At 61.8% G+C, this 23,325-nt stretch carries 20 protein-coding genes and 2 pseudogenes; 4 read left to right on the forward strand and 18 right to left on the reverse strand.

Features of this window, described 5'->3' with window-relative positions:
• The 9 genes and pseudogenes from NKI97_RS26690 to NKI97_RS26730 all read right to left on the reverse strand — a co-directional run.
• Positions 1–172 (reverse strand): annotated as a pseudogene (locus NKI97_RS26690) (MFS transporter); the annotation flags it as partial.
• A gap of 725 nt (positions 173–897) precedes the next feature.
• The gene (locus tag NKI97_RS26695; protein ID WP_352837605.1) at positions 898–1,602 is read right to left on the reverse strand and encodes a GntR family transcriptional regulator; all 705 of its coding nucleotides are present in this window, start codon (positions 1,600–1,602) and stop codon (positions 898–900) included.
• A gap of 102 nt (positions 1,603–1,704) precedes the next feature.
• A complete protein-coding gene (locus NKI97_RS26700; protein WP_352837607.1) occupies positions 1,705–2,445 on the reverse strand; it encodes an aspartate/glutamate racemase family protein in 741 nt (246 codons plus the stop codon).
• 8 nt (positions 2,446–2,453) lie between these two features.
• Positions 2,454–3,176 (reverse strand): ABC transporter ATP-binding protein, encoded by a 723-nt coding sequence (locus tag NKI97_RS26705; protein WP_352503769.1) that lies wholly within the window; start codon positions 3,174–3,176, stop codon positions 2,454–2,456.
• A gap of 2 nt (positions 3,177–3,178) precedes the next feature.
• Complete coding sequence (locus NKI97_RS26710; RefSeq protein WP_352474568.1) at positions 3,179–3,958, reverse strand: ABC transporter ATP-binding protein; 780 nt, start codon at positions 3,956–3,958, stop codon at positions 3,179–3,181.
• A gap of 4 nt (positions 3,959–3,962) precedes the next feature.
• On the reverse strand, positions 3,963–4,937 hold the full coding sequence (locus NKI97_RS26715; RefSeq protein ID WP_352452195.1) for a branched-chain amino acid ABC transporter permease: 975 nt from the start codon (positions 4,935–4,937) through the stop codon (positions 3,963–3,965).
• A 5-nt stretch (positions 4,938–4,942) separates the two neighbouring features.
• On the reverse strand, positions 4,943–5,809 hold the full coding sequence (locus NKI97_RS26720) for a branched-chain amino acid ABC transporter permease (RefSeq protein ID WP_352452194.1): 867 nt from the start codon (positions 5,807–5,809) through the stop codon (positions 4,943–4,945).
• Positions 5,810–5,887: 78 nt separating this feature from the next.
• The gene (locus NKI97_RS26725; RefSeq protein WP_352745306.1) at positions 5,888–7,090 is read right to left on the reverse strand and encodes an ABC transporter substrate-binding protein; all 1,203 of its coding nucleotides are present in this window, start codon (positions 7,088–7,090) and stop codon (positions 5,888–5,890) included.
• A gap of 409 nt (positions 7,091–7,499) precedes the next feature.
• Complete coding sequence (locus NKI97_RS26730) at positions 7,500–8,942, reverse strand: LuxR C-terminal-related transcriptional regulator (RefSeq protein ID WP_352452192.1); 1,443 nt, start codon at positions 8,940–8,942, stop codon at positions 7,500–7,502.
• 410 nt (positions 8,943–9,352) lie between these two features.
• Between NKI97_RS26730 and NKI97_RS26735 the strand changes: the two genes are divergently transcribed.
• Entirely contained in the window at positions 9,353–9,505 is a 153-nt protein-coding gene (locus NKI97_RS26735) for a hypothetical protein (RefSeq protein ID WP_352837609.1), read from the forward strand.
• Positions 9,506–10,046: 541 nt separating this feature from the next.
• Here the strand turns inward: NKI97_RS26735 and NKI97_RS26745 are convergent.
• The 7 genes and pseudogenes from NKI97_RS26745 to NKI97_RS26775 all read right to left on the reverse strand — a co-directional run bounded on the left by NKI97_RS26745 (position 10,047) and on the right by NKI97_RS26775 (position 18,507).
• On the reverse strand, positions 10,047–10,925 hold the full coding sequence (locus NKI97_RS26745) for an SMP-30/gluconolactonase/LRE family protein (protein ID WP_352452190.1): 879 nt from the start codon (positions 10,923–10,925) through the stop codon (positions 10,047–10,049).
• A 36-nt stretch (positions 10,926–10,961) separates the two neighbouring features.
• The gene (gene kce / locus NKI97_RS26750) at positions 10,962–11,924 is read right to left on the reverse strand and encodes a 3,5-dioxohexanoate:acetyl-CoA acetone transferase (protein ID WP_352452189.1); all 963 of its coding nucleotides are present in this window, start codon (positions 11,922–11,924) and stop codon (positions 10,962–10,964) included.
• Positions 11,921–12,868: a 3-hydroxyacyl-CoA dehydrogenase gene (locus NKI97_RS26755; RefSeq protein ID WP_352837611.1), complete on the reverse strand. Its 948-nt coding sequence runs from the start codon at positions 12,866–12,868 to the stop codon at positions 11,921–11,923. The genes kce and NKI97_RS26755 overlap by 4 nt, the downstream gene beginning before the upstream one ends.
• Positions 12,869–12,878: 10 nt before the next feature.
• A complete protein-coding gene (locus NKI97_RS26760; protein WP_352452187.1) occupies positions 12,879–13,685 on the reverse strand; it encodes an SDR family oxidoreductase in 807 nt (268 codons plus the stop codon).
• A gap of 13 nt (positions 13,686–13,698) precedes the next feature.
• Positions 13,699–15,772 (reverse strand): annotated as a pseudogene (locus NKI97_RS26765) (ABC transporter permease).
• Positions 15,769–17,307, reverse strand: a complete 1,539-nt coding sequence (locus tag NKI97_RS26770; protein WP_502907126.1) for a sugar ABC transporter ATP-binding protein — start codon at positions 17,305–17,307, stop codon at positions 15,769–15,771. Before NKI97_RS26770 ends, NKI97_RS26765 begins: the two are co-directional and overlap by 4 nt.
• Positions 17,308–17,379: 72 nt before the next feature.
• Entirely contained in the window at positions 17,380–18,507 is a 1,128-nt protein-coding gene (locus tag NKI97_RS26775) for a sugar ABC transporter substrate-binding protein (RefSeq protein WP_352452185.1), read from the reverse strand.
• Positions 18,508–18,747: 240 nt separating this feature from the next.
• Between NKI97_RS26775 and NKI97_RS26780 the strand changes: the two genes are divergently transcribed.
• Positions 18,748–19,428 (forward strand): GntR family transcriptional regulator, encoded by a 681-nt coding sequence (locus tag NKI97_RS26780; RefSeq protein WP_352837613.1) that lies wholly within the window; start codon positions 18,748–18,750, stop codon positions 19,426–19,428.
• Positions 19,429–19,568: 140 nt separating this feature from the next.
• On the opposite strand, the gene panC is transcribed toward NKI97_RS26780, so the two are convergent.
• Together panC and panB are read right to left on the reverse strand one after the other, a co-directional pair.
• Positions 19,569–20,537, reverse strand: coding sequence for a pantoate--beta-alanine ligase (panC, locus tag NKI97_RS26785; RefSeq protein WP_352837614.1), 969 nt, complete (start codon positions 20,535–20,537; stop codon positions 19,569–19,571).
• Positions 20,534–21,370 carry a 3-methyl-2-oxobutanoate hydroxymethyltransferase gene (gene panB, locus NKI97_RS26790; RefSeq protein ID WP_352452182.1) on the reverse strand — a complete coding sequence of 279 codons (837 nt, stop codon included), beginning with the start codon at positions 21,368–21,370 and terminating at the stop codon, positions 20,534–20,536. Before panB ends, panC begins: the two co-directional genes overlap by 4 nt.
• A 442-nt stretch (positions 21,371–21,812) precedes the next feature.
• Between panB and NKI97_RS26795 the strand changes: the two genes are divergently transcribed.
• Entirely contained in the window at positions 21,813–22,124 is a 312-nt protein-coding gene (locus NKI97_RS26795) for a hypothetical protein (protein WP_352837617.1), read from the forward strand.
• Between the two features lie 851 nt (positions 22,125–22,975).
• Entirely contained in the window at positions 22,976–23,287 is a 312-nt protein-coding gene (locus tag NKI97_RS26800) for an FCD domain-containing protein (RefSeq protein WP_352837619.1), read from the forward strand.
• Positions 23,288–23,325 lie beyond the last annotated feature (38 nt).

The following is a 23,325-nucleotide window of genomic DNA, read 5'->3' on the forward strand; positions in this document are numbered from 1 at the left end:
CGGCAAGCAGGAGTTGGCGGTGATCGTGTCGGGCACCAAGGAGTCCGACGGCGATGGTCAAGAGCGCTGAACCGAGCAGCGATCCGGTTGCAATGATGCCGACCTGCAGAGGCGCGAAGCCTAATGCGAGGAGATAGACCGGCAACAGAACGGCCACGAAGCCATCGCCCATGTCGCGCAGGGCTCGGGCCGCAAAAAGAAAAGTCGCCGGGCGGATCTGCTGCACTGGTCTAGCCTGCCCTCATCACCTGCGTTGGCGTCAACGGCTTTGGCAGCGTCGCTCGACAGGGCCGGAAGATCATGACGGAGTCGCGTTAGACATTCCAGCGAGGCGAATATCGGTTTCAATCCTCGGGCTGCCGCCCAACAATGCTGAATCATATCGTGTCAAGGCTTGCAACGACCGAAGACGCAACTGGCGCATATTGCACTTGGCTGTCAAGGTCGGGAATAGGGTCAGAACCTGCCCGTGATCTTGCATTCAGGGAAGGTCCGAGAAGGGTCGGATCGCGAAGTTCCCCGCCGCATTGGCGAACGTCCCAAGATGGCGCATGGTGCCGTTTCGGAACCGGATGGACCGGGGCAGGATCGCCAATCAACCTGGGATCATGTTGCAACCAAGTTCGAATGTCGCGTTGCTGGCAAGTAGAAATGTCGCATTGGGACGTTTCAGAGGTAGGCGTCAGGTCAGGATTGCGAGGTGACGTGCATCCTGGCTTCGCCGTGAGCGCCCGATCGGGGGCGATCCAGTATGGCACTTCGGCTTTACTAGCTTTGAGAGCGGCCACTTACGCGCGAGCTTCGTTGGCCGGTGTCGGTTGCGGGTGATCCGATATTCGTCCAGCATCGCGACGACATCTGCAATGCGAAGCTTGGCGAAGAGTTTGACAGCGCAGATCAGCGCAAGATGTCCGACAGGCTCTCGGGCTTCTTCTCGCCAAGCGACAGATCAAGGCCCGACAGAAGTTCGACGAGATGGCTTTGCATCAGGTCGGACGCGTTTTGTGCGTCGTGCTTTTCGATGGCATCGACGAGGGCGTGATGGGCGTGGCTTTCGCAGGTGGTGTCGCGGCGGCGCCAGTAGAGCGCGATGATCAGCGACGACCGCGACAGCAGGTCTTTGACGAAACCGGTCAGGATAGAATGGCCGGCGATTTCGGCGATGCCGACATGGAATTTTGCCGACAGCATGATGGCGTCGCTGTCGCGGCCGGCATGCAGGGCCTCGTGCTCTTTTTCGAGATGAAGCCGCAGTTGCGCGATCTCGGCCGGCTTTGCCACTTCGGCGGCAAGCGCCGCGACCTTGGGCTCGATCAGCGCCCGCGCTTCGAACACCTCGCGCGCTTCCTGCCTGGTCGGCTGGGCGACGAACGCGCCGCGGTTCGGCTCGAGCCGAGCCAAGCGGTCATGCGACAGCGCCTGCAGCGCCGCGCGTATCACCGCGCGGCTCACCGAATAGATCGAGGCGAGTTCGTCCTCGGGTAGTTTTGTGCCCGGTGCGAGGCGGTGGCTGACGATGGCATCGCGCAGGCCGGCATAGACCGGAAACCAGCGCATCGTCGGCTTGTCGCCATCCCGTGGCTTTGGCCCAAGCAGGTCCATCGTCTCAGTGTCCCGGCGGCCGGATCGCTTAGCGGCGCGAACACCGCGTTTCCGGCCGGACATCGAACATCCTGTGTGGGAATGTCAACAATTTTGCACGCATCAGGATACACGGCCGGAGGGCGAAAAGGACGCAAAGATTCCGGCGAAGGATTTTTCGAGTGGAACCTGGTAGCCGCCGCGCTTTGAGGTCGACAGGCCAAGGCCGACGAGGCTCTCACAGAGTTTTACTGCGCAGGCGACGCCGTCGAGCACGGGAAGGCTATGTTCACGGCTGAGCGCGGCGGCGAGGTCGGCCATGCCGGCGCATCCCAGCACAATCGCTTCGGCCCGGTCGTCGCGGATGGCGCGCTCGATCTCCTCCGAAATTCGATGGCGGGCGTTGGAGCCGGGCACTTCGAGCTCCAGAACGGGAACGTCGCTGGCCCGCACCCTGGCGCAGCGGCTGGCGAGGCCGTAGCGCACCAGATTGTGCTCGATCGCCGGCACCGAACGCGACAGCGTCGTCACCACGCTGAACTTGCCGGCAATCAGGCTCGCCATGTGAAACGCCGCTTCGCCGATACCGACCACCGGCATCTCGCCGACGCAGCGTACTGCGTCGAGGCCGGTGTCGTCGAAGCAGGCGATGACGCAGGCGCTCGCCGCCGGATGTTTTTGGATCTCGCCGATCATTCCCGGGATGGCGAAGACCTCGTCGAAATAGCCTTCGACGCTCGGCGGCCCGTCCTTCGGATTGACGGCGATGATCCTGGTGCCGGCCGAAGCCGCGCGGCGCGCCGCCTCGCCGATCTTTTCGGTCATGGACGCGGTGGTGTTGGGATTGACGACGAGTACGTCCATTTGCGCTTTCATATTTCGCCGCCGAGATAGAGTTTCTTGACCCGGTCGTCGCCAAGCAGCTCAGCCGAATGTCCGGCCAGCGCGATCTTTCCGGTCGTCAGTGCGTAGGCGCGCTGCGAGATGCGCAGCGCCATGCGCGAATTCTGCTCGACCAGCAGCACGCTGACCTTTTCGTCGCGGTTGATCGCGACGATCGAGCGGGCGATGTCCTGAACGAGCTTCGGCGCGACGCCGAGCGAGGGTTCATCGAGCAGCAGAAGCTTCGGTTTGGCCATCAGCGCCCGCCCGATCACCAGCATCTGCTGTTCGCCGCCGCTCATCGTACCCGCCGTCTGGGAATAGCGTTCCTTCAGGCGCGGGAAGCGCCCGAGCACCATGTCCAGCGTCCTTGCGATTTCGGCCTTGTCGGTGCGGGTGAAGGCGCCCATCATCAGATTGTCGCGCACCGTCATGTAGGAAAAGACGCGACGACCCTCAGGTACCATGGCGATGCCCATCCTGACCAGCTCGTCCGGGCGCGTTCCGTCGATGCGGTGGCCCTGGAAATGAATCTCGCCGCTGCGGACCTTCTTCAGGCCGGTGATGGCGCGCAGGATCGAAGATTTGCCCGCGCCGTTCGCGCCGATCAGCGCTACCGTCTCGCCCTCGTTGACGCTCAGCGACACACCCTTCAGTGCATAGACATGGTCGTAGTAGAGTTCGACGTCGGAGACTTTCAGCAGTTCGCTCATGGCTAAAATCCGATCGTCTCATCTTCGGCGCCGAGATAGGCCTCGATGACCTTTTCGTTCTCCTGGATTTCCTTCGGCGTTCCCTCGGCGATTTTCACACCGAAGTTCAGGACGACGATGCGGTCGGAAATGTTCATGACGGCGGGCATATCGTGCTCGACCAGCAGGACAGTCACGCCGCGCTTCCGCACGCCGCGCACCATCTCCACCGCGCGCACGGTTTCGTCATGGTTCATGCCGGCGAAGGGCTCGTCGAGCAGAAGCACGGTCGGGTTCGTGGCGAGCCCGATGGCAATCCCGAGCGCGCGCAGATGGCCGTGTGGCAGCGTGCTGGCGATCTCATGCCGTTGCGCGCCGAGACCGAGGAAGTCGATGATCTCGTCGGCCGAGCGGCCGAATTCATCCTCGTCGCGCCGTGCGGTATTCGTGCCGAGATAGAAGCCGGCAAGGCTGGCATTGGAACGCAGGTGATGCGCGATTATGACATTGTCGCGCACCGTCATGCCCTTGAAGATCGTCGTCTCCTGGAACGTGCGCACCACGCCCTTCCGGGCGACGATATGCGGCGCCAGGCCTGAAATCCGCTCTCCCCGGAACAGCACTTCGCCCGAGGTCGGATTGAGGAAAGAGGAAATCAGCTTGAACAGCGTCGACTTGCCGGCGCCGTTGGGGCCGATGACGGAAAGGATCTCGCGTTCGCGGACCGCGAAGGAAACATTGTTGACCGCGACCAGCCCGCCGAAGCGTTTGGTCACTGCCTTGATCTGGAGAAGCTCAGTCATGGTCCTAGCCCTGCTTCTTGCCGAACAGCCTGAGGCTGAGCAGGCCGTTGGGAAGGAACAGCATCAGCGCGATCAGCACCGAAGAGAAGATCAGCAACTGGAACTCGCCGGTCTCAAACAGGAAATCCCAGCCGAAATAGAGCACGAAGGTGCCGATCATCGGCCCGAAGACGTGGCCGAGACCGCCGAGGAAGCAGTTCAGCATGAAGTTCACCGAGTCGGTGACGGTGAAGCTCGACGGATAGATCGATTGCGAGATGGCGACGAACATCGCACCGCCGAGACCGCCGAGGAATGAGGAGATGGCATAAGCGATGACGCGCAGATAGGCGATGTTGACGCCGATCGAGGAGGCCAGTTCCTCGTTCTGCTGCAACGACTGGCAGAGTTTGCCGATGCGCGAATGGACAAGGCGGTAAAGCCCGGCAAAGCACAGCACCATCAGCGCAACCGACACCAGATAGAAGGCGGGACGCGGATTGGCGAGCGTCGCGAAATCCGGAAGGATGGTCAGCCCGAAGATCGAGATGCCGCCGGGGAGCGGAATGCTGACCATGCCCTTGGCTCCGTTGGTGATCGGCAGCGCCAGCGCGAGCAGCCGCGCCACTTCGGTCAAAACCAGCGTGACCATGGCGAAATAGACGCCGCGAAGCCTGAGGATGGGCAGCCCGATCAGCACGCTTGCAGCGGCGCAGAACAGCCCAGCCAGCGGCAGTGTCAGCCAGAACGACACACCATACTGGACGACAAGGATGGCCGAAACATAGCCGCCCATAAGCGCGAAGGCGCCCTGGCCGATATTGATGCGGCCGATGTAAAAAGTCACCCACACCCCGGCGCTGGCGATGCTGAGCAGCGCGACCGAAGTCAGCGTGTAGTAGAGGTCGAGCCGACCGGTCGCCTCGATCAGCCAGGGCACGCCGATGAGTACGACCAGCAGGAAGACAGCGACGCCGAGGATGTTGCGTGTACGCTTCATGTCGATCACCCCCACGGCTTGCCCATGAGCCCGTTCGGGCGGATGCTCAGGAACACCATCAGCGCGGCGAAGATGACGAGATAAGTGACGTCGCCATATTGGCGTAGCACCGTCAGGCCGACCGATTCCATCATGCCGAGGATGAAGCCGCCGGCGATTGCTCCGCTGACCACGCCGGCCCCGCCGATCATCACCATCAAGAACGCCTTGATCGAGATCGGCCCGCCGATGCCCGAATTGACGCCGGTGATGGCGACCAGCAGCCCGCCGACTATGCCGGCAAGCATGGCGCCGAGCGCAAAGCCGATCATCGAATAGCGGTCGACCTCGACGCCCATAAGCTGCGCCGCGACCCGGTCCTGCGCCAGCGCCCGCATGGCGCGTCCCGGCTTGCTGTACTGCATGAAAAGCACGAAGGAGGCGATGAACAGTATGGCGAGTGCGCCGACCAGCAGCCGGTCGTAAGGCATTATGAGGCTGTCGGAGACGAAGACGCCGTTGACGATCTTCGGCACGCCGCGCTGCTTTTCACCGAACAGGAGGAGGATCACGGCGTCGAGGAAAAATGCGACCGCCGCCGCGAGAAGCATCGTACTTTCCTCCCGCACGCTTCGCTTGATCACCGTTCTGAAAAGGAATTTCTCGACCAGCGCTCCAATGACCAGCAGCGTGATCCCGGACGCAACGAGCGCGACGACGAAAGGCATGCCGAGCTGGCCATAGACGGTGTAGGTGATGAAGCCGCCGAGAACGTACATCTGCCCATGGGCAAAGTTAAGCACGTTCATCAGCGCGAAGATCAGGGTCAGACCGAGCGCGATCAAGGCGTATTGCGCGCCAAGATAGAGCCCGTTGGCGATGACTTGTTCCATCAGGATGGTTTCCCGGCCATTCAGAGGCTCAAGACGAATGCACGAGCCTCCGCGGCAATCCGCTTCAGTGCAGTTGCGTCAATCGACTTGAGCGACGAAGAGCGTCTCGAACTTGCCGTCGCGGTATTCCGTGACCACCATCGGGACCGAAAGCTGGCGCTTCTGGCCAAACGACGTCATTCCGACATAGGTCAGCTTGGCATCGCCCTTCAGATAGGGATTGGGCGCCGAGAAAGTGTCGATCGTCTTCTTGAACTCCTCGACATTGTCGATCGCGGCCGGGTTCGCCTTCAGCGTCTCGATGATGTATTCGAGCGCGTAGACCTTGGTGTTGGACTCGTCATTGTATTCGCCGAACATTTTCGTATAGCGGTCGACGAACTCCTTCATCATGTCGGACGCGATTTCGGGCGTCGATGCGCCGCCGACTGAGATGAAGCCGTTGGCCAACTCGCCCGCGCCCTCTTCCAGCACCTTGGCATCCTGCGCCGTTTCGGTGGAGATCAGACCTTCGTAGCCGAGCTCGCGCGCGGCGCGGATCAGCAGCGGCGCATTGCCGGGCGCGACACCCGAAAGCACCAGCAGGTCCGGTTTTTGCAACACGATCGGCGTCAGTACCGGCGTGAAATCGCGGGTATCGTTTTGGTAGACATCCGTGGCAGCCACAACCTCAAGCCCGAGCGCCTTTGCCGCGGCAACACCGCCATCCCGCTGGCTCAGCGGATCGGATTCGTTGGCGGCGACAAAGGCAACTTTTCTCACGCCCCTGTTTTCCATGAGATATTTGTAGATCGCCGGAGCTGACTGGTAGTTGGCGATCATGCCGAGCACGGCGTTGGACGCCGGCGGGGTGTAGAGTTCCTTCGGGAATGCGTAGGGAAAATAGATGATGCCCTTGGATTCTGCCACGGGACGCACCGCCGCCGCGCCGTCGTCGACATTCGGACCGACGACATAGTGGATGCCCTCCTGGGCCATCTTCTCCATGCCGGCGATCGCCCGCTTCGGGTCCTTCTGATCGTCGAAGGTGACGATTTTGATGTCATAGGTCTCGTCACCAATCTTCACACCGCCGGTTTCGTTGATCCAGGCGGCGCGCGTCTGCATCGAGCGGACGTTGGATGTGCCCCACGCAGCGGCCGCGCCACTCGTCACGCCGACAAAGCCGATCTTGAGTTCCTTGTTGGCGGCGTGCACCGTGATTGTGCCGCCGGCCATGATTGCCAGCGCAGAGACTGCGCTGAGCGCCGCGTATGTGATTATTGAACGTCTATTGATCATTGTTCTTTCCCCTTTGGAGGCCGCGCATTGTTGCGACAGAACTCGACCGATACGCGGAGTTTTGTGAGTGAGGGCTCAAATCTATTATCTGTCAACAAAACTTTTACAGATTGTTGACAATCTTGTGCGGTCGTAGATGGAGGACGCGGTCCGCATCCGATGCGCTCTGCAATCGATCGAGCTGGCCGTGCGCTTCCTGCTCTTTCCGGTACGCGCTTACGACAGTTTAGCGGAATGCTGTTGACGGAAGCCGTCCCGGAAAAGGAGAGCGTCCCATCAACAGTCTGACCAGACACTGGTGCAATGATGGTGAGCGGATTCTGCGCCTGCGCGTAGCCGAGAGCGTCTACGACACACAGGCAATCAACAGGGTCGCGCCGAGGGCTCCACAATGGTATCTCAATTGAAGCTAGGCCAGCCCCGCGCGGCGGGCGCCCTCCCGGATCGCGGCAATTGCGGGAGGATTGGTGACTGGATAGGAGCCGATAAATCCTTCGGCCGAAATGTCTGGAAATTCTCTCGCCAACCGGTTGGCAATTTTTATTGCCTGAGGTGTTTCGCCGAGCATGGCGTGCGCCATGGCCTGGAACAGCAGCGTTGCAGGCGAGTCCGGCGGAGCTTGGCTGAACGCGGTCAGGCACTCCCTGTGGAGACCTACAACGAAGCTCGACCGGCCCAGCATGCTATAGTACCAGGAAACATGTGGATTGAGACGGATCGCGCGGTTCGCCAATTCATATCCTTCCTGCGGGTCGCCTGTCACGAATGCCTTTCCTCCGGCAAGCAAGGCGAGGGTATCGGCATCGTGCGGGGCGGCCGCCAAGGCAAGATCATGTTCTCTTGCTGTGGCATCGAGATCGCCCTGCAAGGCCCGCAGCTCGGCTAGACATATGCGCGCATGGGTATCACCCGCGTCGAGCGCCAAAGCTCGTTCGAGGCACAGTTTCCAGCGCTCCTTTGCGACGGAAGGTTTATTGGTAAACGCATTGATGGCGGCGACGGCATGCGCCAGCCCCAAGACAGTCCAGGCTCTGGCAAGGCCCGGGTCCAGCTCGATGGCACGCGTCAGAAGCCGCACCGCTTCCGCATTCGAAGCGTGCGTGTAAAAATTGTGCTGCTCGACGCCGAGCAGATAGTAGTCATAGGCACGAAGGCTGGCGGGGTGTTTTCGACGGACGACATCACGTCGAAGTTTTGCGAGCTTGCCGCAACAGCTAGCAAGGACATTGACGACGTTTTCGGTGACCATGTCCTGCATCGCAAACAGATCTTCCGCTGATCGATCATAGCGGACCGTCCACAAATCGACTCCAGTGCGCGCGTCGACGAGTTGGACGCAGATCCGCAGCTGCTGCGCTGCCGCCTGCAAGGTCCCCTCAAGTAGATAATCCGCATTCAGTTCCCGCCCGATGGATCGCACGTCATCGCGCCGTCCCTTGTACGAGAGCATGGTCTGGCGGGCGATGACCGCAAGATCGGGGTAGCGAGCCAGATCGACCATGATGTCCGCCGACAAGCCATCGGCCAGGCGGTTCCATGGTTCGTCCGCACTCAGATTGTCGAAAGGGAGAACCGCAACGACTGTTGGCCCTGAGCCCTCTACCGAAAGGTCACCGGATGGTGCCTGGCCCGTGTCTTGCTCGTGTTGGTCGGCAAGCAAGCTTGCAAGCGCCACTTTGTTGCGAATATCGAGTTTCCGATAGATGGCCGACAGATGGGTCCGCACGGTAGTCGGCGCTATGAAGAGCGTCTCGCCGATTTCACGATAGGTCATCCCCTGGGCGAATTTTGCAGCGACCACCCGCTCCCGGTCCGACAGACTGGTCAGAGGATTGCTCACGGCGCGAAGCATCGCTTCAGGTCTCCGATCCGCTACGAGTTGTGGTCGACCCGGCACGGCAAAATACTACAGATGCGATCTCGAAAACACTGCATTTGAACGATCCCATCCGACCGCCAGCAATTCTAGGCTTTCCTGTCGATAGGGTTTCGTCGGGTCGCAGACCCCGATCCATTCTGTAACAGGAGGTATCCATGACAAAGTCATCTATCTTTGCCGCAATGCTGGTGCTGCCTTTGTCGGCTGGACCATGCTTGTCCGAAGGCAGGCAATCTGGTGGCAAGCTGATTTCCGAAGATGCCACGAGAGCCGTCAGTGCCGAATTGTATTCCGACGTCCTCATCCGAGCGTGCAGGAACGGATGGCGCTACCCTCGGAGCCAAATCGAGAACGGCTTTAAACGGCATCTTAGGGAGCTGAAATTGCAACTGGTCGATCAGGGTTACACGATCGTGCCTGGTGCGAAAGCGAACAACTCGCTCCGGAGTCTCTCCGCAATGGCATTTGTCGCCAAGCGCCAATCTGTCGCCTCGCGCCAGTTCGGCTGTTCCCGCCAATACTGGCTCGACGAGTGACCGTTCTGGAGCGCGCAACCGGGGCAGCATATCAGGCAAGTATTGTGGTCAATTGGCTTCCTAGTCTGGTCGTTTCGGCTCGGTGGCCCCATTTTTCGAGACGGCGGCGGCGGTGACGGTGGTGCTCATCGGCGAGACTCCTTTATTCCGGAATATACGGGCTTTCCGGGCTTGCTTGCCGGAGAGTGGATACTCGCAGACCGCCACACTGCTATAGCCTTGCTATGGATCGACTGCAGCAGCTGGTGCCTGCGTGCGGCGGCCGTGATGATTTTGTCGGGATCGTCGGTCCAGACGAAGGGCTATGACTGCAGCTTGTGGTCGATGACGAAGCGGTTGATGGCGGAAACCCACATGCCCTCAACACGGGACTGGTGATGGCTCGCGCAGCGCCTGCCGTGCTGCCGCCATCGTGCTCTTAGTTCCTGACACGACCCCAGGCCAGAACCGCACTGCACGAGCTTCCAGCGCCGGTTGCCCTGCGGCGGGAGGTTGGGGTGGCACCAAGAGGCGGGGAGGATGATCGCCATTAAGCACCGATTTATGCGGCAAATCTTGGCTCCGGAACTCCCGTTGCACCCAGGCCGGTGATGGCAAAAAGGCTGCCGCGCAAGACACCGTCGCTTGGAAAGCGCGGCAGCGGCGGCTTGGCCATCGAAGTGACGTACAGGGTGTCGAGCTTCGGCCCGCCGAACATGACGCTGGTGATCTTCTTGACGGGCATGTCGATGATGCGATCAACGCTGCCGTCGGGCGCGTAACGCACCAGCCTGCCGTCATAGACCAGCGCGTTCCACAGGAATCCTTCCGCATCCACGGTCGAGCCGTCAGCCGCCCCTCCCCGGCTGGTATCGACGCGGGTGAAGGTGCGCCGGTTGTCGGCGGCACCTGTTTCGATATTATAGTCGTAGGCCCAGATCTCGCCGGTCCAGGTGTCGGCGAAATAGAAGGTGCGGTCGTCCGGGCTCCAGCACGGACCGTTCGAGCAGATGATGCCGGAATCTATTCTGGTAACGGAGAAATCCGGATCGAGCCGGTAGAGCCCGCCGGAGGGTCCCTCTTCCATCGTGTCCATTGAGCCGGCGAAGAAGCGGCCGCGCCGATCGACCTTGCCGTCATTGAGCCGGTTCATCGGCCTGTCCGGCTCCGGATCGTGAATCGGCGTCACCTCGCCGGTGGCGAAATCAAGCAGATGGAAACCGCGCTGCAGCGATACCACCGCGCCACCGCCGTCCTTGCGCAATGCCATCGAACCGATCTTCATCGGCACGTCCCAGCAACGGATCTCGCGGCCGTCGGCGGTCGCCCGAAACACACGCCCGTCGAAACTGTCGATCCAGTAGAGGCGCTCCTGTTCAACGTCCCACAGCGGTCCCTCGCCCAGCGTGGTCTTCACGTCCACCACGACTTCGATCTTCATGCCGTCCTCCTCTGTTTCGGCGCTCTGCGGCAAAGGTCAAAACGCGACCTGGTCGCCGCCTTTCAATGACAGGATTTCGCGGGCCTCATCGGGCGTTGCCACTTCCATGCCGAGGCCTTCGATGATCTTGCGGGCAAGCACCACCTGCTCGGCATTTGACTTGGCAAGCTTGCCCTTTCCGGCCCACAGACTGTCTTCAAGCCCGACGCGGATGTTGCCGCCAAGCGCTGCCGATTGCGCGGCGATGCGCAACTGGCTGGCGCCCGCACCCAGGACCGACCAGCGGAACTGCTCGCCGAACAGCCGGTCGGCGGTGCGCTTCATATGGGCGACGTCTTCCGGATGGGTGCCGATGCCGCCGAGAAGGCCGAACACCGACTGCACGAAGAACGGCGGCTTCACCAGCCCGCGATCGGCGAAATGGGAGAGGTTATAGAGATGGGCGATGTCGTAGCACTCGAACTCGAAGCGCGTGCCGTTGTCGTAGCAGGTCGCCAGTATATATTCGATGTCCTTGAACGAGTTGCGGAAGACCAGATCACGTGTCGCTTCCAGGTGCGGTCTTTCCCAGTCGAACTTGAACGTTTCGTATTTGTCTACGAGGTGATAGAGCCCGAAATTGATCGAGCCCATGTTGAGCGAGGCGACTTCCGGCTTGAACTGGGCGGCGGGGCGCACACGCTCCTCGACCTTCATGTAGGGACTGCCGCCGGTGGTGATGTTGATGGCGGCATTGGTGCCTTGCTTGACGCGCGGCAGGAAACGCGCGAACGCCTCCGGCGTCTGGTCGGGCTTGCCGGTCTCGGGGTCGCGCGCATGCAGATGCAGGATCGCCGCACCAGCCTCCGCCGCCGCGATCGCCTCGCGGGCGATCTGGTCCGGCGTGATCGGCAGATAGGGCGACATGGTCGGCGTGTGGATCGCCCCCGTCACCGCGCAGGTGATGATGACCTTCCCGCTGGGTTGCTGGGCGCCGGGCTTGCGGCTTGTTTGCGTCATCGTCCAAACTCCTGATCCGACTTTTTCTTGTGCGCCGCCAGTGCCATCAGCCGGCGGTCGCGCCAGACCTGCCGTTCGCCGAGTTCTTCTCGCGGCAGCCGCTTGCGGCGCTCGGCCTCGACGGTCTCCATGACCTCGCCGGCCCAGTCGACGCGCCGCAGCATCTGCGGGAAGATGTTGGAATAGATCGTCTGGTAGCGCTCGACATAGTCGCGCACACCACCCGGTGCATTGAGGTCGATCGTCTCGAACGGACCCGTGAACGACCAGCGCAGCGCCAGCCCGTCGCGCAGGCCCGTGTCGACGTCCTCGACGCTGGCATAGCCGTCGGCGACGAGCCGGAACGCCTCCTCCAGCAGCGCGCCTTGCAGGCGGTTCATGATGAAGCCGTCGAGCTCGCGCTTCATCACCAGCGGCGCGTGGCCCGCCTCGACAAGAAAGGCGCGGGTCCTTTCCACCGTTTCGGCGGAGGTCCATGGCGCCGGCACGACTTCCGCCGCCGGGATGAGATAGGGCGGATTGATCGGGTGCACGACGAGGCAGCGATGGCGCCCCTCAAGATGATCGGTGAATTTCGACGGCAACAGCGCCGAGGTGGAACTGGCGATCACCGCCTGCGGACCGGCAAGGGCGTCGATCCGGGAGAACACTTCCCGCTTCACCTCAAGGTTTTCCGGCGTGTTCTCCTGGACGTGGACGGCATCGGCCAAGGCGTCGCCAAGCTCCGCCACAATAGTGATGCGGCCAAGCACGGCATCGACCGCCTGTCCCCGCAGCAAATCGTCGGCGGCAAGGTCGCCGAGCACGCCAGCGATATAGTCGCGCGCACCGCTGGCCGCGGCCGGCGCCTGGTCCCACATGCGCACATCATGGCCTGCACGAGCGAAGCTGATCGCCCACGCTCGCCCGATGAAGCCGCTTCCGACAATTGCTACCTTCGCCATGATCTCCCCCTCAGAGTGTCTCAACGTTGCCGTCGACGCCGAGCGACTGGCCGGAAATATTGACGCCCGCATCGGAAAGCAGGAAGGCGACCATCGCGGCAACATCGTATGGGCTGGTCATGCGGCGCAGCGAGATGTTTTGCAGATAGCGCTGCGTCATCTCCTCGTTTGAAACGCCGAGCTGCTTTGCCCGGTCGGCAATGACCTTGTCGATGCGCGGCCCTTCGATGATGCCGGGCAAGATGGCGTTGACCCTGATCCCATGCGGTCCGAGTTCCTTGGCAAGACTCTGGGTCAGGCCGACAACGCCGAACTTGGCAGCCGAATACGGCGTGCGGAACGCGTAGCCATGGCGGCCGGCGGCGGAAGACATTGAGACGATCGAGCCCCCGCCCGCCGCCTTGATCAGCGGCACGGCACGCCGCGCGCACAGGAACTGGCCGGTCAGGCAGATATCTATGCAGCGCCGCCAGTCTGCCGGATCGATCTCATCGACGCCACCGGTCGGCCCGGCAATGCCGGCATTGTTGATCAGGGCGTCGAGCCCGCCGAGCTTCTCCTTGACGGTCTCGAACAGCTGGTCGACATCGTCGTCGCGCGAAACGTCCGCTTTGACTGCGGCGGCGAGTGTGAGCCTCTCTGGAGCGGCGGCCAGCGCCTCGTCGGAAATATCGCAGATCACGACACGCGCGCCGCGCCTCGACAGCGTCTCTGCAATGGCAAAGCCGATGCCGCCGGCACCCGCCGTCACCAACACGCGCTGGCCTTTGAGCCCGGTCAGGAATTCGTCCGCCGATGCCGGTGCGCTTGAGCTCATTATTCCATTCCTTTCACTGAATCCGCCTTTCGCGCAGCGCCATGACGGCACCGAGCACCACCAGCCCGAACAGGATCGCCCGCGTCGCGTAAGGCAGCGTCGTGCCGGCGAGCAGCATCTGCAACGCGGTCAGGAGCAGCACCCCGCCTAGCATGCCAAGATAATGGCCGCGCCCGCCGGTGATTAGCGCACCGCCGACCACGACGACGGCGATGGAGGGCAGCAGATAGTCGTCACCCATGCCGAGGCTGGGCCTGGCCGGAAAAGCCGGTCAGCATGATGCCGACGAGCCCCGCGCAGACCGCCGACAGCACATAGACGAGGATGAGCGTGCGCCCGACCGCGATGCCGGAGAGCTGGGCCGCGCGCAGGCTGTTGCCGATGCCATAAACCCGGCGGCCGAAAGCGGTGCGGCCGAGCAGCAGCACGGCAAAGACGACGAAGGCGATCATGAACAGCACCACCGGCGTCACAACGAATACCTTCCCGGTCATGAACCAGCGCAGCATCGGCGAGGAGAAGCCGGCCGGCGTACCCTGCGAGTAAAGCAGCGCGACGCCTTGCAGAATGCCGTTGGTGGCCAGCGTCATCACGATCGGCGAAATGCCGAGGACGACGATACCGATGCCGTTGGCAAGTCCGATCAGGCAAGCGGTGAGCAGCACCGCCGGCAGCGCATAGGCAAGTGCACCATCCGAGCCGTTGACCATGCCGGCAAGCAGGATGCCCGAGAGTCCGATCGTCCACGGCACCGACAGGTCGAGCCCGCCGGTGAGGATTACGCTGCCTTGCCCAAGCGCCAGGACGGCGAGGAAGCTCGACAGCACGAACAGCGAGTTCCAGTAGGTGACGTTGAGGATGGCGCGTCCGAGCCAGATCTGGGTGACGATCACGACGACGGCCAGGCAGACATAGGCCGGCAGCGCATAACGCAGCGTCTCGGCATTGCGGATATGGAAGGCCGGCAGCGGCGCCTGCTGGTCGTCGGTGCTGCCACGCGCGATCCTCAGCCGCCGGTCGGTGCGATCGATCTGCGAGGGCAGCATTCCGGCGCGCCATGCGCCCAACCGCGCCCGTAGCGCACGCAGTTGGCGGGCGAGCACGGAGCCATGCGACAGCGAGCCGGCAAGCACGGCAAGGATCAGGATCGTGCCCTCGGCGATCGTCGAATAATAGGCCGAGACGTTGAGTACGAGCAGGATGTTGACGACCATCATCAGTATGTAGGCGCCGAAGACGGTGCCAACCGGCCCGCCTTGACCGCCGCCCAGCCTTGTACCGCCGACAACAACCGCCGCAAACATCGACAGCAACAACGGGTTGCCGACGAGCGGATCGCCGCTGCCGGTCTGGGCGCTGATGAAGACGCCGGCGAGCCCGTAGCAGCCGCCGGCTATGACATAGACCAGGAAGCGCACGAGAACGACGCGCACGCCGACCGAAGCGGCCGCATCCGGATCGCTGCCGACGGCATAAAGCGCCGTCCCGAAGCGTGTGCCTTTGAGCCAGAACCAGCCGAGCAGGACGACGCCAATAACCACCAGCGGCATCGGTATCCAGCCGGCGATGGCGTCACCGAGATAGAAGGCGCCAAGATCGGGAGAGACGAAGCCGCCCGGCTTGTCCATGACCAGCAGCGTTACCCCCTGCAGGATGAACATGGTCGACAGCGTGACGACGATTGGCTGCATGCGCAGGACCGCGATGAAGAAGCCGTTGAAGGCGCCGATCAGCATGCCGACACCAATTCCGGCCAAGGTCCACAGCGCGACACTGGTGCCGGTCGCCATCGGATCCATGCCTTTTGCCAGGACGACATTGACCAGCGAGATCACCGCGCCGGCGGACAGGTCGAAACCGCCGGACAGGATGACCACGGTCTGGCCGATCGCCGCCAGTGCCGAGGTGGCGCCGCCGCTGGAGAGAAACGAAATGTCGAAATAGGTGAGCCGCCCGGCACTGACCAGATCGACGATAAGCAGGAGCACCGCAAAGACGATCGCCGCTATGATCGCGCCGCTGTGCCGCGCGAGAAGCCGCGTCAAAGTCGCGGCCGGTGCCGCGGCGGGCAAACTCGTCACGCTCATTCCGCCGCCTCCCGGACCAAGTCGCCGTGGCCCAGCGCTGGTCGCATGATCGCGCCTTCCGTGATGTGGTTGCCGGCAAGCTCCGCCACCAGGCGACCGTCATAGAGGACGAGCACTCGGTCGCATTGATGGACCAGCTCGGGAATTTCGGTTGAATGCAGAAGGATCGAGCCGCCGGCCGCCACATAGTCGCGCATCATCACATAGAGCTCGTGCTTGGTGCCGACGTCGATGCCGCGGGTTGGGTCGAAGAGCAGCAGAATGCGGCTCTCGGCGACCAGCCATTTGGCGATGGCGATCTTCTGCTGGTTACCGCCCGAAAACGCCCCCGCCCTCGTCCACATGGCGCGGTGGTCGACCTCGACCGTCGAGAAGGCGGACTGTACGGCCCGCGCCTCCTCGTGCCTGCTGATCAGGCCAAATCGGGTAAAACGCGCGACGACCGGCAGCGATACGTTCTGCCGGCCCGAGAGTTTCAGGAACAGGCCTTCGGTCTTGCGGTCCTCGGGTACCAGCCCGATCGCCATGTTGGGCTTGAGCGCATCGGCGGGCGATCCAAGCCAAACCATGCGGCCGTCGACCAGGACATGGCCGCGCTCAATCTCGGCCATGCCGAAGCAGGCGAGGAACAGGTCGAGCTGGCCCATGCCCTGAAGCCCGGCAATGCCGAGGATCTCGCCCTTGCGCAGGTCGAAACCGACGCCGTCGAGCTTCCTCCCGGCCTTGAGATCGCGCACGCCGAGCACCGGAGGACCGAAGACGGCCTCGCTTTCGGGTTTCGGCGGAAAGGTCTGGGCGATGCTGCGACCGACGATCTTTTCGATCACTTCTCCATCCGGGACGTCGGCAACCGGCGCCGTCACGATATGACGGCCGTTTCTGAGAATGGTCAGCATATCGCAGAAGGCCCGCACCTCGCGCATGCGATGGGTGATGAACACGACCGTTGTGCCGGCGGCCTTAAGTCGCGCGATGATGCCGCCCAGCCATTTGACATCGCCGCCCGACAGCGTCGAGGTCGGTTCGTCGAGCAGGAGGATGCGCGGCTTGCGATAGAGCGCGCGCGCGATCTCGATCTTCTGGCGGACGGCGAGATCGAGGGTCGCGACCTCGGCATCAAGATCGACCGAAAAGCCGAGATCTGAAATGTGCTGGCGCACCGCCTTGCGCGCGGCCGACCGCTTGATCAGGCCGATCGGGCCGACAGGCGCGTAGGGCAGCAGCATGTTGTCGAGAACGCTGAGATCGCGCACCAGCGTCATTTCCTGGAAGGCTGTCTGCACGCCTTTGGCGTGCGCGGCGCGCGGCGAACCGAGTGGCGCCGGTTCACCAAGAACGGTGATTTGCCCTTCGTCGGGCCGCACCAGTCCCGACAGCAGCTTGACGAGCGTGGACTTGCCCGCACCGTTCTCGCCAAGCAAGGCATGCGCGCTGCCCGAAGCGATCTCGAAGGAAACGTCATCGAGGGCGACTGTTGCGCCAAACGCCTTGCGGACGCCCTCTATGCCGACAGCTGTCGAATGCGCTGACATCATGATCCCAGTCCCGGCCTGCATGAAAGGTGCGTCGAGCGCCTCGCAAGCACCCCACACCCACTTCGGGAGGGCCTACTCCTCGGGCTGGCCTACAAGGGCGGCCGCGAGACCGATTTCCGGTGTCTGATCGGAGAAGATCGAGGCGAACCAGCCTGGGTTCGAGACCAGCGACGGTTTGAACGCGTTGCAACCAGCCTTCATCTCCGCCCAGGTGCCTTCGTCACAAAGCTTTATCGTCTCGTTGGTGACGACCGGCAGTGGCAGGATCGTCTTCTTGGCAACCTCCTTGCCGTCAAGCGCCTCGACCGCAAGCTTGAGGGCCAGCGCACCGGAATAAGGCGGCGACGCGTAGGAAATGCGCGGCGCGCCGAGCGGCGCATAGGGAGAGGTCGCGCCCTCGACCTCCGTGCCCTCCGGCAGCATCTGGATACGCCCGCCATTGGAACCCTCGCCGGCGCAAGGCAGGAGTTCGCTGACCTTTTTGCCGGCCTCGAGCTGCATGGAATTGGCGGTGAAGCAGCCGACCTGCATCCACAGCCCGTTGATGTCGTCCCAACTGCGCGTCGCCAATATCTTGGAAAGTTCGGTACGGGCCACCGCCTGGCTCCACATGCCGACAGCCTCGCCGACGATCTTGATGTCGGGATGCTTGGCAAACACCTCCTTCGCCGCCTTGGTGCGCAGATCATCGACCGAGGTGCCGGGAACGCCGGTCACCGCGATGATGTTGCCCTTGCCATTGAGCTTCTTGACCAGCCACTCCGCCGTTACGCGGCCAGCCTCTTCCTGGTCGATATGGACGTTGTAGGCGCAGGGCTCCGTGATCTCGGCATCGTAGGCAAACACCTTCACGCCCTTGTCGCAGGCGTTCTTCACCACCTGGTTGAGCGCGGTCGGCGAGATCGGGAAGATCACGATGGCTTCGGCACCTGTCTGCACCATCGCATTGATCTGCTGGATCTGGCGCTGTGCGTTCGGCCCCGCAACCTGGACCTGGAGGTCCACCTTGTCGGCCATGCTCTTGTGCGACGCCATCGCCTTGACCATGTTGGCGGCCTCGGCCTGCCAATCATTGCCGATGAAGCTCATGCTGAGAAATATCTTGTGCTTTCCGGCCGCTTCGGCGGCGGACGTACCAAGAACGCAAACAGCCATGCCGGCAAGCAGCGCAAGCCGCCGGGCTTTCGATCCGATACCCATTCAAAACTCCTCCCAGTTCAGACGACCAAATGCCTCCCAAGGGCGCGAAACGTGCTCCTTGTCATTCGATGCAGCTGACCGTATCATGATTTGATCAAAGATCAATGATGAAAGGCTAATAAGTAAAAGCCGGATAGGCCGGCGCTTGACGCGGCAATCCGAACCTTGCATTCCGGGCACAGGCGCCGGGTAGGACAAGAGCGTCGCCGTATGTCGCCGTATGGGGAAAGGTAGGCAGAGATGGCTGGGGCGGCATTCAGGAAGCCGGGCGTCGAGATCACGCCGCTTTCCAGGGAAACCCTGCAGGACAGGGTTTACCGGCACGTCACCGAGTTGATCCTCGACGGCAGTATCGTTCCAGGTGAAATGGTGACGGTGCAGAGCCTTGCCGACGCTTTCGGCGTCAGCCCGATGCCGGTTCGCGAGGCACTGCGGCGTCTGAGCGCCGCCAACGCATTGATGGTGGTTTCGGGCCGGTCAATCGGTATCCCGGCATTAAGCCGCGCGCGACTCATCGATCTCAGGAACGTCAGGTTTGAGATCGAGGCGATCGCCGCCGCATGGGCGGCCGAGCGAATGGACGATGCCAGCGTGGCGCTGCTGCGCCAGCATCTGGACGCACTCGAACAGGCCAATGCCGCCGGCGACGTCAAATCCTACCTCAGGGCCAACTACGCCTTCCATTTCTCCATCTATCGAGCCGCAGGCTCGGAAAACATGCTCAACATCATCGAGAACCTGTGGCTGCAGATCAGTCCCTATTTCAACATGCTGCACGATTCCGGAAACTATTCGACCGCGAACCAGCACCATCAGCAGATGTTTGCAGCGCTGCGAGACCGCAACGCGGAGGCGATCCGGGCTGCGGTTCGCGCTGACATCGACGCGGCTTTCACTGTCCTGATCAAACTGCTGAAATAGGGTGAGGTCGCCAAGCCCGACATAGCAGGACGGTGATGCTCACCACCAACCGAACCGCCGAGCATCAGCGGGCATTTCCGGCGCCCTGCTGCGGTGATTCATCCAGAGGGGACGATCCAGCGCTCACAGGGCGGAGTTGGTCAGGGGTAGCGCTTGCCAGAGCCTATAAGCTCATCCTTTAATGCTGGCGTTGCGGTGTGACCGTCGGCACGGGTGAAGGCATGCCCGATTGATGGCGGCGGCTTGTCAACGAGAAGGGGAGACGGCAGTGTTCTGACGTTATCAATGAGCCGCGTTTCGCCGAGCCAGGCCGCTGCAAACAGGCGTGCCGGCCGATCCAGGCTTGCTATCGGTTGCAGATCTGCCTCGCCACGGAGTTCCAGGTACTCGACCTCGCGATAGCCTGCGGACAGGATCGCTGCGCGCGCTTCGGCAAGCGTTGGCAGGACGGGAGAGCCGTTCGAGAGCCCCGACGCCGTATCGAGTAGGACCGATGCTAGCCTTGGGGCGACGGCGCGCTCTGCCGGCGAGAGCCGGACATTGCGCGATGACAAAGCGAGACCATCGGCTTCCCGGACTGTCGGACAGGGGACGACGGTGATCGGAATATCCAGGTCCCGGACCATGCGCCTGATAAGTTGAAGCTGCTGGAAGTCCTTCTCTCCGAAAAAGGCGAAATCAGCGCCGGTCTGCAGGAAGAGTTTTGCAACGACGGTCGCCACCCCATCGAAATGGCCGGGCCGGAACGCACCGCACAGGCTTTCACTGACGCCGGACACGGACACGGTCGTGGCGAAGCCGTCAGGATACATCTCAGTCGCATCCGGAACATAAAGCAGGTGGGCGCCCAGCAGCGTAAGCTTTGCAGCGTCTTCATTTTCCATGCGGGGATAGGCGGCAAGATCCGCCGCACTGTTGAACTGCTTGGGATTGACGAACAGCGTCACGATCACGCGATCGGCCTTTTGAAGCGCAGAACGCACGAGACTCGAATGCCCTTCGTGCAAGGCTCCCATCGTAGGCACCACGGCGATATTGGCACCAGAACGGCGCCATCCCGCCACAACGGTACGAAGCTCGGCAATGGTGCGGACGATCGGCACGCTCACGCGGTTTCTCCGGCCTGCGGCGCGTCGGCGAAGAGATGTTCGGCCGCCGGAAAGCGCCCTCCCCGCACATCAGCCGCGTAAGCCGCAATGGCAGCTTCGGCCTCTGAGCCCAGTTCGGCATAGCGCTTGACGAATTTCGGACGAAAACCGGTGAACATGCCCAGAATATCGTCGACGACCAGAACCTGGCCGTCGCAGGCGGCGGAGGCGCCGATCCCGATGGTTGGAATCGTAACCTCCTCGGTTATTCTTCGTGCGAGCGGCTCGGCCACTTTTTCCAGCACAACGGAGAATGAGCCGGATTCGGCAACAGCAACAGCGTCCCGCAAAATCCTGTCGCCGTCTCTGCCCCTGCCCTGGACCTTGTAGCCGCCAAGCACATTGATCGCTTGCGGTGTCAGCCCGACATGGCTCATGACGGGGATGCCGCGGGCAACGAGAAAGCGGATCGTGTCAGCCATGCTCTCGCCGCCCTCCAGCTTGACCGCGGCGCATCCGGTCTCCGCCATCAGCCGGGCGGCGTTGCGAAAGGCCTGTTCGCAGCCCTCCTCATAGGAGCCGAACGGCATGTCGACGACCATCAGCGCTCGTTCAAGACCGCGGCGCACGGCCTTGCCGTGCATGATCATCATCTCCAGCGTAACCCCGAGGGTTGACGTCAGGCCGTGAAGCACCATACCGACGCTGTCGCCGACCAGGACCACGTCGCAATGCCTATCGGCGAGGCGCGCAACGGGCGTTGTATACGCTGTTAAGCAGACAATCGGCTTCTTGTGCTTTCGGGCCGCAATGTCCGACGGCGTCAGCGCCTTTGTCTCAACCGCCACACTCATGGGCACATTCCCTCGGGTCAAGTTCCAGCGGTGACGGTTTTGCATAGTTCTGTGCAGGTGCGAAGGCCAAAACCGCACTGCATCAGAAAAGTTTGTGCGTCGCGAAGCAGGCTCTCGGCAAAGCAAATACAGAGGGCCAGCGTTCCTCTGCTTCGGTGCGCCACAACCGTGTTGCTGATCGGCTGAGCAATCGGGCTCCGGTCGTTTTCAACTCGAACCGTTTAACTGCCGCACGGCGGTTCACGCCAGAAGCGACCTTGGTTGCAAGCCTATCCGAAATGCGTTGTGACGGAAGCATGCGCCCGCACTCCAGACACTACCATTTGAATCAATATCGCTGGTTCGAATCGGTTCCGAAACAAGGTGCACGCTGGCGGCGTTGGCATTTTCCGCATATTAGCAATCCCTTGACTATCGTCAAAGCCGCTCCAGAATCATGGGCATGGCTTGGGAAATTGCGGACATCAATATCGGCGATGAGGTGGCGATCACCGTGACGGTGCTGAAGCTCCTGGACGACGGAAGAGCTAGCGTCAGCATTCCCTCCTATGGTTTTCCGCATTCGATCCCTGCTCCTAAAAAGACCAAACCAGGTGACGAGCTCCAGCTCACTGGCGAGGTCACGCGGGTCGACGAGGAAAATCGAAGGGTGACCGTGAAAGCTGGCGGGCTAATCACCGTGGATGCCGATACGATCACCGACTGGACGCCTGTCCGCCGCAAAAAGATGTCGCTCACAGATGAGGCGGATTAGCGAACGCAGATCAAACCATCGATGCCGAAGACAAGTCCGCTAGGTCTGGCCGCCCTTGCTCTGGTGCGCGTGGCATCGAGGAGACCTGCCGGCCGGCGTGCTGCCGATCGAGGAGGCTGTCTTCCTGCTCTTATGGCCAAGAGCCCATGCATGAGGATGAGGCGCTTGCCACGGCTATCATTGAAACAACGGCTAACTGCTTGCGGGACCCCAGGTGGCGCACTGTACGAAAATTACCAACTTCGTTAGCCGGGAACAAGCACTCTACATCAAACGTTTTTTTGCGCGAGACTGAACTCTCCTCCGTTCTCCAGTCTGGCTGTAAAGGCCCGCTGCTCTGCACGGGCAGCGGGCTCTGAGGGTTCGCACATGCCGCAGCGCCAGCGTACCAATCGCACCTGCCTTAGTCCTCATGATTTGGCTATTTGCCAGCGCGTTTTCGATCGGATTTGCGCAGACGAAGACCTCGACCCTTTAAGCCAACAGGGCAAAATCCTGGCGGAAACGGTGGTGGCGACTTTTCGAAATGCTCACACGGACGAGCGCGAACTGCTAAAGGCAGTCAGGTCTCATCGAGGAAATTGAGCAGCAAAATTTCACCCGACCGACAAGGTCGGGCTTGACCCATTCGGCCTTGTCCCCGGAGCAGGCCCGGGAGCTAACGAGGCCCTAACTGCCAACAAGATAGGCGTCACCGATTGCGGCGTCGCTGTGCTGACGGTCGTTTTGCGCCCTCATCATTCCGCTCTTGCATAGCAGTCCCAGTCTTCAGCCGCTGTTCCCGTAGTCTGGCCGTTTTTGCCTCCCGTGCCGTACGCTCAGTGCGATCATTGCTTTCCTGATGAGCAGCCATGCTTCACCTACGTTTTTTGCTGGTGCCCAACCTTCGTCAAAACCCGCTGTTCCACTCCGGATCCTACCTCAGGGCTAACTACGCCTTTCATTTCTCCATCTATCGAGCCGCTGGCTCGGAAAACATGCTCAACATCATCGAGAACCTGTGGCTGCAGATCAGCTCCTATTTCAACATGCTGCACGATTCTGGAAACTATTCGACCGCCAACCAGCACCATCAGCAGATGTTTGCAGCGCTGCGAGACCGCAATACGGAAGCGGTCCGCGCGCGGTTCGCGCCGACATCGACGCGGCTTTCACAGTGCTGATCAAACTGCTGAAGTACATTCAGGTCGCCATAAGCGAC

Origin of the sequence: Mesorhizobium sp. M0296, from assembly GCF_040321675.1 — a bacterium.
GTDB lineage: Bacteria > Pseudomonadota > Alphaproteobacteria > Rhizobiales > Rhizobiaceae > Mesorhizobium.